This window comes from Allokutzneria oryzae, from assembly GCF_042429765.1.
Classification (GTDB): Bacteria; Actinomycetota; Actinomycetes; order Mycobacteriales; family Pseudonocardiaceae; genus Allokutzneria; species Allokutzneria oryzae.
Genome location: NZ_JBHLZU010000009.1, coordinates 135,771 through 152,149 on the forward strand (window position 1 = coordinate 135,771; position 16,379 = coordinate 152,149).

Here is a 16,379-nt window from a genome sequence, read left to right on the forward strand (position 1 = left end):
AGGCGGCAACGGCTCGCCGGACGCGTGGAAGATGATCACTCCATTGTGTTGCGGCTGGCCGACCGGATGCGCCGCCGCGCTCAGTCCGATTAGGACAGAACGCGAGAAGTCGGACAAGTCACCGGTCGCGGTCCGACGGTCGGCTCGGCCTACCGTCGTCCGATCGTCGCGGGAGGCCCTCAGCGAGCTCAGGAACGGTCAACGAGTCCATCCACAACGTCGCCGCGTCCAGACCACGCGGCGCCAGGCCGTGATCCGCCCAGTCCACCAGCCAGCATTCGCCACTGGCCACGTTCGACCGGTTCAGATCGGCGTGCGCGGGCACCCGCTCAGCGTCGGCGGGGGCGGTGTCGGCCTACCTGGGGAAGACCCGCTCGATCGCGCCGGGGACCAGTTCCTGAGTGATGGTCTGGGTGTCCGGGGTGGCGATGCGGGTCGTGCGCTGCGCGGCGAGCGCGTCCAGCGAACTGGTCAACGTCTGCCACCAGCTCGACGGCTGCTCCAGCGCCTCCCGGATCGGCCTGGCCGCGCGTACCGTCGACGCGTTCACCCTCGTCGCCTGGGGCACCGATCATCAGCTGATCTCAGCGGCCGCCGTCCTCCTCGCACTACGCGACGGGGCCCTGGTAGGCCATCCAGAAGTCGATGTGTTCCTTGCGGGGTCTGGGGATCATGCGGCTGTCACCGCTGAGTTCCATCAGCTGTTCTGGGTCGTCCTGGGTCCTGTTCCAGCGCGGGAGGCCCGGCCCGTTCGGGTCGCCGGTCTTGGCGAAGTTGGCCCAGTAGCCGCTCATCTGGTCGCGGAGCCGATAGTCGGGGGCGGCGTAGACGGCGTTCCCGTCCTTGCCGAGGTTGTCGTAGGCGTACATGATCTCGGCCCCGTGGTAGGCACCGAACTTCGCCAGCGCGGGCTCGGGCGGGACGTGGGTGAAGTGGTAGAGGTAGGCGTCGGACCTGCCGGTTCGTGCTTGCAGCCGGGTCCAGCGGTGGACCGCGCGGGTCATGATCTTGTCGGTTTTCGCTTGCAGGGTCGAGGAAAGCACCTGCTCGGCGGTGTCACCGGGGTAGAGCCGCAGGAACGACTCCGCCTGGCTGCCGTAGCGCGCCCGGACGGTCTCGCGATACTGGGCCGGGTCGGTGTCGGGCGGGCTGACGAGGCTGAGGGAACTCTCGTCCGCGTTGCTCCCGGCCAGGATCGGGACGTCGTGCTGGCCGCCTTCGGAGTAGATCTCCGACGGCGCCTTGCCGAGCACGTAGCCGTCGATGGACGGGCGCCAGTGACCTGTGATCTTGCGAGCAGCGTCGTACACGTCCTTTGTGGACATCGCGCGCATGTCGTTGACGGAGGCGCCTTTCAGGCTGGCGCTCAGCTGCCGGCCCGCCTCCTCGGCGGCCGCTCTGGTGTCGGCCTGGTCGCCCGAGGCGGTGTGGCCGACGGTGCCCATGCAGGCTCCGCTGCTGCCGATCACGCCGTCGACCAGCCCCTTGGCCAGTGGCGTGACGGACAGGATGCACACGCTCTCGCCTCCGGCGGACTCACCGGCGATGGTGACCCGGTCCGGATCGCCTCCGAAGGCGGCGATGTTCTCCTTGACCCATGTGAGCGCGGCGATCTGGTCCATGAGGCCGTAGTTGCCGGAGGCGGCGTGTTCGGACTCCGCGGCGAGTTCGGGGTGGGACAGGAAGCCGAAGACGCCGAGGCGGTAGTTGATGGTGACCGTGAGGACGTCGCCGCGTCTGGCGAGGTTCTCACCGTCGTAGACGGGGAGGGAGCCGGACCCGCTGACGAACCCGCCGCCGGGGACGTAGACGAGGACGGGGAGCTTCTGCGACTTCGGCTTCGCGCTGCGCCAGATGTTGAGGTAGAGCGGGTCCTCGCTGGACGGGTACGGGTTGACCAGGCTGTTCGCCAGCGGAACGCTGGTCACCGTCGTCAGCGCCCTGGCAAGGAACCCCGACGACGACTGCATCGGCGAGTCGGCGAAGTGGTTCGCGGTCAGCACCTCGGTCCTGCGCGCCGGTGGCTCCGGTGGCCGCCAGCGCCGGCTGCCGGTCGGCGGCATCGCGTAGGGCACGCCGGCGAAGATCTCCACGCTCCGATCGCCGTTGTACACACCGGAAACCGGGCCGTCCTGGGTGTGCACGACACCGGTCGTCCCCGCCCCTGCCGCACCGGCCGCCCGATTGGCCGGCGGCGGATAGACCACGACAGCGGTGGCGAAGAGAACCACAGCTGCGACCGACCAGGCCAACGCCTGGACCAGCGGGCGACGGTTCAGCCAGTACCGCGCGATCAGCGCAAGCCCGACCAGTAGCTCGACGACGATGACCCAACCCCAGAACGGGCTCTGGTTCAGGTGGAGAAGAGCGAACGAGACGACCGTGACCGCACTGAGCGGAATCCACCACCGCGGCCGGAGAAGCCGCGATTCCGCGGGCCGGGCCGCCAGCGCGACACCGCAGAACACCGCCCACAGGAGCACTGGGAATGCGGCGATCCGTTCCCACAGGCCGAACAACCCCGGGCCGCCGATTCCAGCCACCATCAGCACGAAGGCCACCGCCGCCACGACTGCGGCGCCGGCACCGAATCGGCCGAGGCGACGCCACCGGGCGGTGCGCGCCAGGGCGAGCCCGGTCAGCAGCATCGCGGCCTCGCCCGCCGGTATCGCGACGACCGCGCCGAGGAAGTGCGGCACCGTGCTGGTGTCCTCGGGGTTCAGTCCGACGACGGCCAGGCCCAGCCCGCTGACCGCGAAGAGCGCAAGGCCGATGCGGGCCGTCCGCACGTCCGGGAACAGCGGCCGGATCAGCAGGGCACCCGCGGTCAGGCACAGACCCGCGAGCGTCCAGGACACCCCGGAAGCGACATACCACGGCGAACACACCCAGCCGTCGACCTGGGCCGAGTGGAAGCAGGTGGCCGCGCCGAGGTCGCTGATCGCGTTGCGCATCCAGCTGTACGGGGTCCGCCACTGGGACTCCACCACGGCGAGCAGCACGAAGTACTGCGCGACCAGCACCCACAGCACCGCGCCCAGCCGTGCTCGTCGGTTCACGTTCTCCCCCACGGCGCTCTACCTCTCCCGATGTCCGGCCAAGCGCAGGGCGAAGCACACGAAGGCCTCGGCCACCTGCTCGCGGGTGTGGTCCTGGCCGGGGCCGAACCAGTTCCCGACGCGCTGCCCCATGCCGCTGATCGCACGTGCGGCCAGCCGCACGTCCGACAGGTCGAAGCTGCCGTCCCGGACCCCGTCCGTCAGCGCGTCCAGTCGCAGCTGCTCCGACGCTGCGCGCAGGGCCAGCGACGGCGCGGCCAGCTCGGCGGAGAGCACGTGCAGCTCGCTGTTGGTCACCACGGACAGCAACGAGAAATCGGTGTGGACGAGCACATGCGTGCGCACCAGCGCCGTGAGCCGCTCGACCGGATCGGCGACTTCGGCGACGGTCTCAAGCAGCCTGCGGTGCAGCTCGCGGTGCCCGATGAGCACCAGTTCGGCCAGTATCAGCTCCTTGGAGCTGTAGTAGCCGTACAAGGTCGCAGAGTTGATGCCCGCGGCCGCCCCGATCTCACGGATCGAGGTGCCGTGGAACCCGCGTGCGGCGAACAGGCCGAGCGCGGCGTGCAACACCCGGCCCCGCGTGCCCGTCGGGGTCGTCCCCTCGGGCAGGACGACGACGGCGGTCGCCAGCCTGCCCTGCTGCCACTGGTCGCCTGGCACCGGCATCCCACCATCCAATCAATCGATTGATTGGATGTTAGGCCATTCGGGCTTGTAGCGCCGACCGGTGCCCCTCCCCGCGCACCCTGCAACACGACGGTCGCTGACCTCACACCCAGACACAGACAGTCCTGTGTGCCGCGGTGAATCCGGCCAGGCTCTGGTAGCCATCCCGCTCGCACCGCGCGACCAACTCCGCTGACACGTTGTGTTCGAGGGCGCCCGCCTGGGCGCTGAGCAGTTCGCACAGCATCGGGTGCGCCGCGAACGCGGTCGCCAGTGCTGAGGCAACGGTCATCGCCCTGGCTGGGGCCGGATCATTCGCCTCGACGACCTTGGGCAGCTGTTCGGCGGTCTGGGCGAAGAAGTCGTGTGCGAGTCGCACGAGCTGCTCGCACGCCCGTGCTCTCTACCCGCCGCTGTCGCGGATCGTTCAGGCGGCCGTGTCGCGGTTGTAGGTGAGGATGACGACGCCGCTGGGCGAAAGCACGGTGTCGGTCAGGGTGAACCGCGCCGGATGGCCGCGATCTCCGAACATTCGCTTGCCGCTACCGAGGACGATCGGGAAAAGCAGCAGCCGGTACTCGTCAACGAGGTCGTGCTCGGCAAGGCCTTGGATCAGGGTCGCGGCACCGAACACGACGAGGTCTCCGTCGGTGCGGGCCTTGAGGTCGCCGACAGCGGGAGCCAGGTCCGCGTCAAGTCGGTGCGAGTTCTGCCACTCAAGATCGCCAGCAGAGGACGTGACGACATATTTCGGCATCCGGTTCATGGCTGCGACCGCAGGCTCGGAGTCATCCGCATGTGCCCAGGCTGCGGTGAGGATCTCGTAGGACCGGCGACCCAGCAGCATTCCGGCGGCACCGACAGTCGCCTTCCGCATGAACTCGTTGACTGTGTCGTCGCTGTAGGGCGGGACCCAACCGCCCTGTGCGAAGCCGCCGTCGCGATCCTCGTCCGCGGACAGCGGTGCCTGGACCACGCCGTCAATGCTTACGAAGTTCACGACGACTACTCGACCCATGGTCGCCCCCCTTGAGCGCGGTGTTTCCCCCGCCATCCTCGCACCTCGTACAGCGACTCGATTGCGCGCCTCGGTGACTCGCATTCGAATCGCCACGCGTTGGGCCGACCATCGAGGTGCTCCTTCCCGCGATCAGGCAACCACGAGCCAGGAAGCCGCCGTGGCCGGTTGAGCGCCCTCGGCGACGGCCCGGACGAGGAACCGATCTACGCCGAGATCGAGTTCCCGCCGCGCTGCGAGATCCCTGTTGGCCGGGTCGAGGAAGCGTTGACGGAGTTCCTGCGCACCCACCAGCGGCCGACCGTAGTGAAGTGGCAACCCGTCGTCGAGTAAACACCGAGGTGGCATCCCACCCGCGGCTCCGGGGGCGGCAGGCTGCGCACGGCACGTTCTACCGTGCCACCGCTGGAACTCGGTGCGGACGAGTTCGTGTCCGAGCCCTGAGCCGCTCCCGCGGCTGCGCCAACCAGGTTGGTGATCCAGCGGCCGACCGCCTCGTGGATCTGAGCCACCCAGAGTTGGTGGAGTCTCCACCAATCCCCGGGCGATTCAATGTCGCAATCTCACAACGCGCGTCACACCGATGCCGTACGCGACATTTCCGCGAGGTTCTTCGAACCGTGAGATAATGTTGGACTTTCGTGCGATGTCACCGACTCGCCTCCTCACATCGATAGGTTCGTTTCAGTGTGATAGTTGTACGCTCGGGCGGACCCCTCGCGCCGCCCAAAAGTACGTTCGAACCCACGAGTCCTCGAAGAACACATCGGTCCAGGGTTGGCAGAGTTCGCGGTAGCCCTCGGCGGTCGACCCACCGCGGAACCGGGCCAGCAGGGCGATGATCAGTGCGTCCAGGTGCCGACCGGAGCGGTCAAGAGCGCTGGTGGAAACCCATTTCTCTTCGCGGCGCAGTCGGATGGCCTCCAGCAGGTCGCCTTCATCGGATACGCCGGTGAGCAGCGCAGCCATCGAGCGGTAGTAGTGAGCGTCCGGTTCGTCCATTTCCTCGCTGTAGCGGTGCACGGTGTGCCAGTCACCAGCAACCGCAAGTCCCTGACACGCCTCGCACAGGGCGAGCCGGTAGTACTCGCCGGCGGTACGGCGGTCGCCGGTGGGAGTGTCGCGCTCAGCGAGCACCCGCAGTTCGGTGCAGACGTCGATGAGTTGCGCACGGGTCAGTGTCGGCAGTCCGTCTTTGACCAGGAAGTAAAGCCAGCGCGGATTGTCCGGATCCTCGTCGCGCGCGGTGCTCAGCAGGCTGAGATTGCGATCCATCTTCTTTTTGGCGATGGCGACCTCCGGCAGGTAGCCGTCGTGATGGAACCAGATGTCCAGCCCGACCAGGTCTGGCGGTTGAGTCGTGCCGGGGAGTACTGGATGTTCGTGGATCGCGCCGCGATAACGAATTCCGCTGTCGGCCCGGAAAATGCGTGGCAGCTCGATGACGCTCAGGCCGGAGTCGGGGTGGTGGATGATCGGCGCGAATGCCAGCCGTTCGGGGCACTGGACGGTGGACAGCGACTCCAGGCAGTCAACGAGCTGGTCCGCGGACTCCTCGGCAAGCCATTCGTCGGCGTCGAGGAAGACGATCCAGCCGGTCTTCACCACATCGATCGCGTAGTTGCGCAGCTCGGCGAACGAACCCGGCCACGGCACCTGAACGGACTCGACGCCGTGTCGCCGGTACCCGTCGACAATGCTCATGGTCCGATCCGCGGATCCGGTGTCGATCACGATGACGCGGTCGACACCCCGGCCGATCACGCTGTCCAGGCAGCGGGCGATGCAACGCTCCTCGTCACGCGTCAGCACCACGACGGTGATCGGGAGGGGCACCGGCTTCCCGCCGAGCTCCAGGTCGCCCAGTGGCGGGAAGAGCCGGCGCACCCAGGGGTTCACTGGCAGGGCGTGGTGTACGGGAGCATCTCGCCCGAGGCGCACGAACTGTGCATAGTGCGAGCGAAGGTGTACCTGCTCTTCTGCCCGCCGACACCGCACGAGGTCTCGTTCAGGAACCTGTGACTCACGGAGGCCTGCCCCCCACCGCTAATGCAACGCTTCAGGTGGTCGTGCCGCACGTGGTCGGAAATGGTGCAGGTTTCCCCCTGCACGCCGAAGTCCGCCGGGGTCGCGTTCGCGGGCGCGGCATTCAGCGCGAAGAACGTCGCGCCCGCCACCACCGCGGAACCAAGAGCACCGATCCTCCTGGCTGTCCCGTTCGAGGCCGGTGCGGCCGAGCCGGTTTCGATCTCCTCAAGGAAAGCAAGCTGTCGCGTGTCCATAATTCCCCTTCGTTGAGCCGTAGCGAGAACGAGCCACAGCCCGCCCCCTCGTTCCTGGCCTGCCCCTCGCAGACCGCGGATCATCATCCGTACGATCCGGCCTCCGGGAACAGGTCACGGACCGGTCATCTGTGACCGGTGCGGCTCGTAGGAAGGGCACGTGACAGATCAGCTGGCCGCGGCGGTGCGGCGGTTCCGCAAGCGCGCCGGGTTGGCCCAGGAAGGGCTCGCCGAACGGTCGGGCATCTCGGTCAGCACGATCCGCGGCGTCGATGCCCTCGATCTCGCCGCCCCCTTCGGCTCGTGCGCGGGTGCGGCGGTCGAGCCGCTCCGCCAGCCGCCTCAGTGCAGGAGCAACATCCAGACCTCGCAGGGCTGGCCATCCGTGAGGTCGCGGGCGGCTGGGGCAACCAAATGTGGCGTCTCGGGGACGAGGTGGCCGTGCGAACGCGGCGCATGGACCCCACCCCGGAGCTCCAGCTCAAGGAGCGGCGATGGCTACCCGTGCTGGCCCCGGTGCGGGTTCGGCGAACCGTCCGAGCGAGAACTACCTGCGCCTAGCGCACCTGGAGGCGACCTGGGACGAACTGGAGGAGGCGGCCAGCGCGGAGCGACTCAACGAGGTGATCGAGCGCCTACCCGATGGCTGGCGCACACGCGTGGGCGAGGACGGCGCCCAGCTGCCGGGCGGCGAACGGCAGCGCGTCGCGATCGCCCGAGCGATGCTCAGGCGGGCGCATCGTGCTCGTCGACGAGGCCAGCTCCGCGCTCGGTCCGGAGAACGAGGCCGCGATCGCGCAGGCCGTCGCCAACCTCGGCGACGACCCCGACCGCACGGTGATCGTGATCGCCCACCTCCCCGCCACCCTGGCCGCAGCGGATCACGTGGTCTCGCTCGACGACGGCCACGTCGTTGAGACCGGCACGCCCGAGGAACTGCTGCGCGCGGGTGGGGCGTTCGTGCGCCTCAGCCGGCAACACGAGCGGACACGGCAGTGGCGCATCGCCAACGCGGCTAGCGCCTTTCCTGCAAGCCGTCCCATTGCCCCGACATGGCACCGCCCCCGCACCCCCGTACACGCGTGGGCCACCTGGTCGGCGTGGTCGGCGTGGTCGCGGTGGTCGCGTTTTGTCACCTTAATGCGCAAAAGAGCGCTCCCATTTCGCATCAAGGTGACAAAACGCGAAACGAGGGGCAGGTGGCTGAGCGCGCGCTGGACGGCTAGGCCCTGCCCTGGCACGAGCGCCCGCGCTTGTGGACCGAGGACGGCACCTGACAGAGGAGTCCGGACGAGGTGACCGCCAAGGGCGACTCCGTCGGTGATCTGGAGTGGATCGTCAGCGTGGACTTGAGTGTTGTCCGGGCTCATCAGCACGCCGTGGGAATCCGGGAAAAACGGTTCTGCGGCGAGGAAACCGCGGCCCTCGCCCTACCGCCAGTGGCTCAAAGGCTGCGGAGTTCGCCCACCGCGCGCAGCTCCCCGCTCGATCAAGACGTTGGCCGCGCCGACTCCGCGGAGGAACGGGGGTAGCCGTGGTCGCGTGCGTCGGGCCGTCATCCGAGGACAGGAAGATCCACGCCGAGGATCGAACGAACCCGTCACCGGTGCCCGCGAGCGTGCGGCGTGAGCACCGAGGCAAAGCCGGGCGCCTCCAGGAAGGGTGGCACCCGTCCGATGGCAACCGGTTTCACTGACGCTGCCACGGCCACGGCGCGGATACGCGCGCTTGGTCCTTTCGCTCCCCGCTCCAGCTTCCGGCCAGCCGCCAACCAACCAGCCACACGCGAGCGCCGCAGCGAGTTCGTCTGCGACAACCCGCCGGGCGGAGCGCTACCTGAAGGAGCTCTCAGACGGTCGCGGCCACCTCCTCCAGTTTGGCCCGCAGCCAGGTGTGCGCGGGGTCGGCGTTGTACTTGGGGTGCCAGAACATCATCTCGACCACGGGGCGCTGCTGCGCGTCCAGGGACACCGCGCGCAGCCCGGCGTCGGCCCCGAACAGCTCGAACAGCTTGGTGTAGACGAGCGCGACCACCCGGGTGCCCGCGACCAGGTGCGGAGCGACGGTGAAGTGCGTGGGCACCCGGGCGCAGACGTCGTCTTCGGGCACTCCGAGCTCCCGCAGCACGGGCGCGTGGAACCCCAGGTACGGCAGGCGGGACAGCTCCTCGATGCTGATCGGGTCGTGGACGCTGTCGTTGTCCTTGTCCGCGACCACGACGAAGTGGTCGGTGAACAGCACGCGGTGCTGGTATGTCAGCGCGTCCGGGGGCATCAGCGCCTGCGGGGCGATCACCAGGTCGCATTCGACGCGCCGCAGGAGTGACACCATGCTCAGCCCCGGCTGCACCAGGTTGATCCGCACGTGCGGGGCCTCGGTCACGATCGCCCGCAGCAGCGGCTTGACCAGCACCGTCGACACGTAGTCGCTGGTGATGATGGTGAAGGTGCGCCGCAACGCGGCCGGGTCGAACGGCGCGCGGTTGTCGAGCACCGTGCGCAGCGAGCCGAGCAGCTCGGTCACCGGCTCCAGCAGGGATGTGGCCAGTGGGGTCAGCTTCATCCCCCGGCCGTCCCTGACCAGCAGCGGGTCGCCGAAGTGCCTGCGCAGCTTGGCCAGCGACGCGCTCATGGCGGGTTGGCCCACCCCGGTCCGCTCGGCGGCGCGGGTCACGTTCGCCTCGACCAGCAGCGCGTGCAGCGGCACCAGGAGGTTCAGGTCCAGTGTGCTCATCGGTTCCTCACGACACCCGGCCGAGCCAGTCGCGCACCAGCTCGCCCGCTCGTCCGGCGTTGTCCCCCTCCATGATCGTGAAGTGGTCTCCTGGCAGCTCGACCGCCACGCCGGGATCACCCGCCGGGTGGACGCCCTCGGCCAGCGGTCGCGCCGCGTGCACGAGGAGCGCCGGGATCGCCAGTGCGCTCAGCCGCCACCCGGTCAGGAGGTCGGTGTACCAGGCCATCGCGGACAGCCCGGTCGCGGTCATCGGCGCCATCCGGTCCGCTCTCTCGTACATCCGCCGCATCAGGGCGGTGGTGAACTCGCCCCTCAGCTCGCCACGCGGCTCGTAGGTGTCCAGCAACACCACCGCCTCCGGTCGCCTGCCGTGGTCGGCGAGCACGGGCACCAGCTCGTGCGCGAGCAGCCCCCCGGAGGAATGTCCGACGAGCACGAACGGTGCGTCACCCACGCGGTCCAGGACCGCCTTGGCGTGGCTGGTGAGCAGGTCGTGCCGCGCGCCGATGAGCGCCTCCCCCTCCGCGAACCCGGGAGTGCCGAGCACATCGACGGTCGCGCGGCCGCGGAAGGACTCGGCGAACCGGCTGTAGGTCTCCGGCCCCGCGAGCGGTGTCAAGGGGCTGACGCAGATGACGTGCGGCCCCTCGCCCCCGGACACGAGTCGGCTGAACGACACCTCTCCTGTCCCTTGTGGACGGTTCTTCGCGATCGTGTGGAGCAGCTCGAAACCGCGGTCGACCTCTCCGGCGCCGAAAGCGTCGCGGCACAGTTCGCCGATCAGATCACCCTGCGGTGCCGGAGCGCTCGGCACACCGGAACCGAGGTGCGCGGCGAGTTCCGCGGGCGTCGGGAAGTCGAACACCAGCGTGGACGGCAGCCGCAGACCGGTCGCACGGCTGAGCCGGTTCCGCAGCTCGACCGCGGTGAGGGAGTCGAAGCCCATCTGCGCGAACGGGGTCTGCTCGTCGATCGCCTCCGGACCGCTGTGCCCGAGCACGATCGCGGTGTGCGTGCGCACCAAGGACAACGGGTCACTCGACGCCGAAGCCAGGGCACGACGGGACGTGCGGACCAAGCCCCGCAACAGCGGCGGAGTGGGCTCGACCGCGAGGTTGATCGGAACGGCCAGCACCACTGCCTCCGGGAGGGCCGTCGCGGCGTCGAACAGCTCCGCACCGTCCTCATCGGACAGCACGGCGACGCCGGACCGTTCGACCCGCGCCAGGTCGCGGTCAGCGAGGTCGCCGGTCATGTCGCTGGCCAGTTCCCACAGCCCCCACGCGATCGAAAGCGCGGGCAGGCCCGAAGCCACGCGCTGCTGGGCGAGGGCGTCCAGAACCGCGTTCGCCGCGGTGTAGTTGCCTTGCCCGGCGGCGCCGAACGTGGCCGAAGCCGAGGAGAACAGCACGAAGGCTGCCAAGTCCAGCTCGCGGGTCAGCTCGTGCAGGTGCTGGGCGGCGTCGACCTTGGGCCGGAACACGGTGTCGATCCGGTCCGCGTCGAGCGCACTGATCACCCCGTCGTCCAGCACACCCGCCGAGTGCAGCACCGCGGTCAGCGGGTGAGCGGCCGGAACGCCGCGCAGCAGCCCGGCGAGGTCCTCGCGCACGGAGACGTCGCAGGCCGCGATGGTGACCTCCGCGCCCAACGCGGTCAGCTCCTCACGCAGGTCCTCCGCGCCCGGCGTGTCCGCACCACGCCTGCCCACCAGGAGCAGGTGGCGGACGCCGCGCTCCTTGACCAGGTGCCGGGCCAACACGGCGCCGATCCCGCTGAGGCCACCGGTGACGAGCACAGTGCCCTCCGGGTCCCACTGGCGCGGAACGGTGAGCACGACCTTGCCGATGTGCTTGGCCTGGCTGACGAACCGGAACGCCTCCGGCGCCCGCCGCACGTCCCACGAGGTGATCGGCGGCAAGGACAACGCGCCACTGGCGAACAGCTCCGCGAGTGAGCGCAGCATCTCCGCCATGCGGTCGGGACCGGCTTCCGCCAGGTCGAAGGCCCGGTACTCGACGTCGGGCACCGCCGACCGGATGTCGGTCTTGCCCATCTCGACGAACCGGCCGCCCTTCGACAGCAACCGCAGCGAAGCGTCCACGAACTCGCCCGCCAACGAGTTCAGCACCACGTCGACGCCGGGGAACTCGTCGGCGAAGTCCAGGGTTCGCGAGGAAGCAATGCGTTCCTCCGGGATTCCCAACGACTTCAGCACGTGCTGCTTGGGCTCGCTCGCCGTCGCGTACACCTCGACACCCCAGTGCCGGGCCAACTGGATGGCCGCTGTCCCCACGCCACCGGTGCCCGCGTGCACCAGGAGCGACTCACCCGACTGGACATCGGCCAGGTCGCGCAGCGCGTAGTACGCGGTCAGGAACGCCGCGGGCACGGAAGCGGCTTGGGCGAAGGACCAGTCCGACGGCATGCGCACGAGCAACCGGTGGTCGGTGACGGCGATCGGCCCGAACCCGCCGCCGTCGATGAGGCAGCCCATCACGCGGTCACCGACTCGCAGATCGGACACCGCCGAGCCGACCGCCAGCACGACACCGGCCACCTCGGCACCGATCCCACCGGCCGCGCCGGGGTACATGCCGAGGGAGATGAGCACATCCCGGAAGTTCACTCCCGCCGCGCGGACACCGATGCGCACATGACCGGGTTCCAGGGGGTGCCGCACCTGCGGGCTGGGTGCGAGCCTCAGCTCGTCCAGGCTGCCGGTCTCGCCGTACGTCAGCTGCCACGGGCCGTCCTCCACCGGTTGGAGGGCCGCCTGATGACGGGCGAGCCGGGGCACGCGCAGGACGCCTTCGCGCACGGCGATCTGCGGCTCGTCGGAACTGAGCACAGTGGACAGTTGTGCGGGTGTCAACGCGCCGTCGGTGTCCACCAACACGAAGCGGCCGGGGTGTTCGGACTGCGCGGCTCGGACGAGTCCCCACGCCGCCGCCGCGTCCGCGTCCACCGTGTGGTGCCCCTCGACCGCTACCGCGTTGTCGGTGACGACGACGAGCCTGCCGGGCCCATCGCTGGCCAACCAACGCTTGACCAGGTCCAGGGCTCGCGTCGCCGCCTGCCTCGCTGATTCTGCCGAGACGTAGACAACCTCGTCCTCAGAGGAGTCCACTGTGGATTCCACTGCGAGTTCCGACCACTCCAGACGGAACAGGGAGTCCGCCCGCGGTGCGGCCTTCACGTCGGTGAAGGCACGCACGGACATCGACGCGGCGGAGAGCACCGGATTTCCCGCGGAGTCGAAAGCGGTCACCGCCATCGCATTGGTCCCCGCCGGCGTGAGGACGACCCGCAGGGTCCGCGCCCCGGTCCGGTGCAGCGTGACGTCGTTCCACGAGAAGGGCAGCGTGAAACCGGCGATCGGTGACAGGGCGATCGCATGGCAGGCAGCGTCCAGCAAGGCCGGGTGCACCCCGAACTCACCAGGCTCGCCGGGCAGCTCCACCTCGGCGTAGATGGTCTCGCCGGAGCGCCATGCGGCGCGCAGACCGCGGAACAACGGACCGTACTCGTAGCCGTTGTCCGCCAGGTCCTCATAGAATCCCTGCAGGTCAACGGGTTGAGCTTGGGAAGGCAACCATTGGACCGTCGGTGGGACGGGTGGCTCGTCGGACAGCGTCGCGCTGGCGTGCCGGACCCACCCCTCCGGGCCTCGCGCGTACACGCCGAGCGCTCGCCGCCCGGCCTCGTCCGGCGCGGCGAGCTCGACCTGGAGCCGGACCTCACCTGTTTCGGGGATCAGGATCGGTTGCTCCAGGACGAGTTCATCCACTCGACGGCAGCCGGTCTCATCGCCGGCTCTGATCGCCATCTCCAGCACGGCGGTCCCCGGCAGCAGGGCCGTGCCCCGCACCGCGTGTTCGGCCAGCCAGGGATGCGTCCGGCGCGACACCGTGCCGGCGAACACCACACCGTCCCCGGACGCCAGCTCCAGCGGCGCCCCCAGCAACGGGTGGGTCTGCCCGGAGGAGCGGCCAGGCGCGGGCATGAGCCAGTGCCGCTGTCGCTGGAACGCGTAGGTGGGCAGGTCGACGAGGCGCGCGCCGGTCAGCGCCGGGCTCCAGTCGACCGCGACGCCGCGTGTGTGCAAGGAAGCGAGCGAGCGCACCATCCGGTCAAGCCCGCCGTCCTCGCGGCGCAACGTCTCCACGACCACGTCGGCGTCCATGACCTGCGCGAGCACGGGGTGTGGGCTGACCTCGACGAACGTGGAGATCCCGGCGGCCGTCACCGTGCGGATCGCGTCGGCGAACAGCACGGGCTGCCGCAGATTCCGGTACCAGTAGTCAGCACCGAGCTCGGCGGTGTCGATGCGCTCACCGGTCACCGTGGAGTAGAACGGCACCTCGCCGCTCTGTGCGCGCAGACCGGACAGCTGTGCCGTCAACTCCTCCCGCACGGCCTCGACGAACGGGCTGTGCGAGGCATAGCGCACGGGAATCCGCTTGGCCCGCGGGTGTTCGCGCAACACGGCTTCCAGCGCCGCGTCGTCACCAGCGACGACGGTGGCGGAGGGGCTGTTGACCACGGCGACGCTCACTCCGGGCGTGGTGATCCGCTCAGCTGGCGCTGGCACCGACACCAAGCCGCCCTGGCCAACGAGAAGCTCCGTGATCACCTTGCTGCGCAGGCACACCACGCGGGCACCGTCCACAAGGGACAGTGCTCCGGAGACGACAGCGGCGGCGATCTCGCCCTGGGAGTGGCCGATGACGGCGGCTGGGCGCACGCCGAAGGAGATCCACAGCCGGGCCAGCGACACCATCACCGCGAACAACGCGGGCTGCACGACATCGTCGCGTTCCAGAGCCAGCGGGTCGCCCAGCACCTCCCGCAAGGACCAGTCGACGTGGGGCGCGAACGCCCTCTCGCACTCGGCCATGGACTCGGCGAACACCGGCGAGCCGGCCCACAGCTGCTCCCCCATTCCCGCCCACTGCGACCCCTGCCCTGGGAAGACGAACGCGACCGGCTCGGCCGTGGGCAGGCTGCTCCCGCACACCACGGCCTCGTCAGGTTCGCCCGCGGCCAGCTTGTCCAGCAGGGAGACGCCGTGGGCGCGGTCGCGGGCCACCACCACAGCCCGGTGGTTCCACCGCGTGCGCGCCGCCAGGGTGCGCCCGACATCGCCCGAGCCGAGCGGGTGCCGCGTCAGGTGATCGCGCAGCCGAGCGGCCTGGTCCCGCACTGCCTGCTCGGTGCGGCCGGACAGCACCCACGGCGCCACCGGCGGCTCGGACGGGCTCCCCGCGGCGACCTCGTCCACCGACTCGATGATCACGTGGGCGTTGGTGCCGCTGATGCCGAACGAGGAGACCCCGGCACGACGGGGACGGCCCGTCTCGGGCCACGGACGCCGCTCGGTCAGCAGCCGCACCTCGCCCGCGGACCAGTCCACGTGCCGCGACGGCCGGTCGACGTGCAGGGTCGCGGGCAGTTCCCGGTGCCGCAGCGCCTGGACGATCTTGAGCACTCCGACCAGGCCCGACGCCGCCTGGGTGTGCCCGAAGTTCGACTTGGCCGAGCCCAGCCACAGCGGCTCCGAGCGGTCGTGGCCGTACGTGGCGAGCAGGGCCTCAGCTTCGATCGGGTCGCCCAGCGTGGTCCCGGTCCCGTGCGCCTCGACAGCGTCCACAACGGACGGACGCAGTCCCGCGACGGCCAGGGCTTGGCGGATAACCCGCTCCTGCGAAGGCCCGTTGGGCGCGGCCAGGCCGTTGGAAGCCCCGTCGGAGTTCAGCGCCGAGCCTCGGATCACCGCGAGCACGGGGTGACCGAGGCGCCGGGCGTCGGAGAGCCGTTCCAGCAGCACCACCGCCGCGCCCTCGCCCCAGCCGGTGCCGTCGGCGGAGTCGGCGAACGCCTTGCACCGGCCGTCCGGTGACAACCCGCGCTGACGGCTGAACTCCACGATCACCCGGGGAGTGGCCAGCGCGGTCACTCCCCCGGCCACCGCGAGCGCGCACTCGTCCTGCCACAGCGCGGTGCAGGCCAGGTGCAGCGCGACCAGCGAGGACGAGCACGCGGTGTCCACCGTGACCGCGGGGCCTTCGAGGCCGAAGGTGTAGGCCACGCGCCCGGACACCACGCTGGAGGACGTCGAGGTGATCAGATAGCCCTCGGACTCGGCCAGGTTGTCCGCGAGCAGGGCGCCGTAGTCCGCGGCGCCGGAGCCGACGAACACCCCGGTCCTGCTGCCGCGCAAGGAGGACGGCACGATCCCCGCCCGCTCGAAGACCTCCCAGGTGCCCTCCAGCATCATGCGCTGCTGCGGGTCCATGGAGTTGGCTTCGCGCGGTGAGATCCCGAAGTGCGCCGCGTCGAAGTCGGCGAGCCCGTCGAGGAAGTAGCCCTCGCGGACGTAGCTCTTGCCCTTGGCTTCCGGATCGGGGTCGTAGAGGTCGTCGACGTCCCAGCCGCGATCGGTGGGAAACCCCGACCGCAGGTCCTCGCCCCGCGACACCCGCTCCCACAGGTCTTCGGGCGAGCCAACACCGCCGGGCAGCCGGCAGCTCATCGCCACGATCGCGATGGGCTCGCGCCTGCCCCGCGCCAGCTCGCGGGTCAGCCGCTCGTTCTCCTTGACCGACGCCCGCA

At 69.7% G+C, this 16,379-nt stretch carries 10 protein-coding genes and 2 pseudogenes; 1 reads left to right on the top strand and 11 read right to left on the bottom strand.

All coding sequences use genetic code 11. The features are described 5' to 3' along the window. Positions 1-118: 118 nt before the first annotated feature. From ACFFQA_RS10490 to ACFFQA_RS10515, 6 genes and pseudogenes are all read right to left on the bottom strand, one after another. A pseudogene (locus tag ACFFQA_RS10490) lies at positions 119-337 on the bottom strand (hypothetical protein); the annotation flags it as partial. Between the two features lie 18 nt (positions 338-355). Beyond that, complete coding sequence (locus tag ACFFQA_RS10495) at positions 356-550, bottom strand: hypothetical protein (protein ID WP_377851566.1); 195 nt, start codon at positions 548-550, stop codon at positions 356-358. A gap of 58 nt (positions 551-608) precedes the next feature. After that, the gene (locus ACFFQA_RS10500) at positions 609-3,059 is read right to left on the bottom strand and encodes a carboxylesterase family protein (protein ID WP_377851567.1); all 2,451 of its coding nucleotides are present in this window, start codon (positions 3,057-3,059) and stop codon (positions 609-611) included. 18 nt (positions 3,060-3,077) lie between these two features. Then, positions 3,078-3,728, bottom strand: a complete 651-nt coding sequence (locus tag ACFFQA_RS10505) for a TetR/AcrR family transcriptional regulator (RefSeq protein WP_377851568.1) — start codon at positions 3,726-3,728, stop codon at positions 3,078-3,080. A 103-nt stretch (positions 3,729-3,831) separates the two neighbouring features. After that, a complete protein-coding gene (locus ACFFQA_RS10510; protein WP_377851569.1) occupies positions 3,832-4,107 on the bottom strand; it encodes a hypothetical protein in 276 nt (91 codons plus the stop codon). 48 nt (positions 4,108-4,155) lie between these two features. Next, positions 4,156-4,728 carry a dihydrofolate reductase family protein gene (locus ACFFQA_RS10515; protein ID WP_377851570.1) on the bottom strand — a complete coding sequence of 191 codons (573 nt, stop codon included), beginning with the start codon at positions 4,726-4,728 and terminating at the stop codon, positions 4,156-4,158. A gap of 186 nt (positions 4,729-4,914) precedes the next feature. Between ACFFQA_RS10515 and ACFFQA_RS10520 the strand changes: the two genes are divergently transcribed. Then, on the top strand, positions 4,915-5,079 hold the full coding sequence (locus ACFFQA_RS10520; protein WP_377851571.1) for an Imm1 family immunity protein: 165 nt from the start codon (positions 4,915-4,917) through the stop codon (positions 5,077-5,079). 351 nt (positions 5,080-5,430) lie between these two features. Here ACFFQA_RS10520 and ACFFQA_RS10525 read toward each other — a convergent pair whose 3' ends face one another. The 5 genes and pseudogenes from ACFFQA_RS10525 to ACFFQA_RS10545 form a co-directional block, all read right to left on the bottom strand. Next, positions 5,431-6,645, bottom strand: coding sequence for a glycosyltransferase family 2 protein (locus ACFFQA_RS10525; RefSeq protein ID WP_377851572.1), 1,215 nt, complete (start codon positions 6,643-6,645; stop codon positions 5,431-5,433). After that, a complete protein-coding gene (locus ACFFQA_RS10530; RefSeq protein WP_377851573.1) occupies positions 6,642-7,028 on the bottom strand; it encodes a hypothetical protein in 387 nt (128 codons plus the stop codon). Before ACFFQA_RS10530 ends, ACFFQA_RS10525 begins: the two co-directional genes overlap by 4 nt. Positions 7,029-7,754: 726 nt before the next feature. Then, complete coding sequence (locus ACFFQA_RS10535) at positions 7,755-8,009, bottom strand: hypothetical protein (RefSeq protein ID WP_377851574.1); 255 nt, start codon at positions 8,007-8,009, stop codon at positions 7,755-7,757. An 867-nt stretch (positions 8,010-8,876) separates the two neighbouring features. Then, on the bottom strand, positions 8,877-9,761 hold the full coding sequence (locus ACFFQA_RS10540; RefSeq protein ID WP_377851575.1) for a LysR family transcriptional regulator: 885 nt from the start codon (positions 9,759-9,761) through the stop codon (positions 8,877-8,879). A 7-nt stretch (positions 9,762-9,768) separates the two neighbouring features. Continuing rightward, positions 9,769-16,320, bottom strand: a pseudogene (locus tag ACFFQA_RS10545) (SDR family NAD(P)-dependent oxidoreductase); the annotation flags it as partial. Positions 16,321-16,379: the final 59 nt, after the last annotated feature.

What these genes read in the sequence shown, in the direction of transcription:
- ACFFQA_RS10505 (WP_377851568.1), bottom strand. Translation starts at nt 3,728, where the DNA reads ATGCCGGTGCCAGGCGACCAGTGGCAGCAGGGCAGGCTGGCGACCGCC.
- ACFFQA_RS10530 (WP_377851573.1), bottom strand. Translation starts at nt 7,028, where the DNA reads ATGGACACGCGACAGCTTGCTTTCCTTGAGGAGATCGAAACCGGCTCG.
- ACFFQA_RS10540 (WP_377851575.1), bottom strand. Translation starts at nt 9,761, where the DNA reads ATGAGCACACTGGACCTGAACCTCCTGGTGCCGCTGCACGCGCTGCTG.